At 69.0% G+C, this 974-nt stretch carries 1 protein-coding gene; it reads right to left on the bottom strand.

What is annotated here, in order from left to right; genetic code table 11:
- Nucleotides 1–21: 21 nt before the first annotated feature.
- Complete coding sequence (locus AC4H2H_RS19725; protein WP_494372532.1) at nucleotides 22–828, bottom strand: transposase family protein; 807 nt, start codon at nucleotides 826–828, stop codon at nucleotides 22–24.
- Between the last annotated feature and the right edge of the window lie 146 nt (nucleotides 829–974).

Here is a 974-nt window from a genome sequence, read left to right as displayed (position 1 = left end):
GAGGTGTTCTCACCAGTCTGGTCAGCGGGTTCCGCGTTGAAGGTGGAGTAGGACGAGGGCTGCGGCGGTGATCTCGGTGGTGCGGTTCGGGTCGAGGGTGATCAGGCGTAGGGCTCGCCAGGTGTTCTTCAGCAGTGCGTTGCCGCGTTCGGCCACGGCGCGCAGTGAGACGAGGATCATGTCGCGGGACCGGTCGTCGACGTGAGCGGCTGTGGTGAGGCGGCGCGGGTGTCGGATCCCGATGCCCGCACCCTGGTAGCCCTTGTCGGTCAGGGTCGGTATCCCGGCGGTGGCCGCGGGGTAGAGCGCGGGCAGGACGAATCTGCGGGCGGCGGTGATGTCGTGCGTGGACCCTGGGCTGGCTGGGGAGACCCACACGGGGTAGCCGGTCGGGTCGCACAGCACCTGGATGTTCGCGCCGTGGCGGTGGTGCTTGCCGGAGTACCAGGACTCGGCACCGGTCGGGTTGCGCGGGCCGTGCAGCTGGGCAATCGGCACCAACGTCCCGTCCAGAGCGACGAACGGCCACTGCTCGGTGCGGGCGGTGGCCAGGACGTCGTGCAGGTCGGGCGCCTTGTCGGCGATGACGTCGATCGCCTCGTGCAGGTACCGGTAGGCCGTGGCGAGCGAGATGCCCGCGTCCCGAGCGAGCAGGTGCACGCGGGTGGCGTCCTTGAACCAGCGCAGCACGAGCAGTGCCTGGGTGCGCGCTGTCGCGGCGCGCTGCCAGGGGCGGATGTCGCGGGTACGGCGATGGGCCGCGATCCAGCGGGTCACGACCGTCAGGGTGTGGGCGGGCACGTCGAGGGTGGCACCATAGGTGATCAAGCAGGGTCCCAGTCGTCCAGTTTGTGCGTTTGGCGACTTGCATCCTGGTCCTGGGACCCTGCTGCTACCAAACTCACGACCCGACGAACCTGCAGGTCAGCGCGCCGTAGCGCCGATCAGGTCACCACCTCTGGTGAGAACACCTC

It is taken from the genome of Cellulosimicrobium sp. BMG9.22, assembly GCF_059159975.1.
The sequence above is the reverse complement of the archived record's forward strand: the minus strand, read 5'-3'. Positions and strand labels throughout refer to the sequence as shown.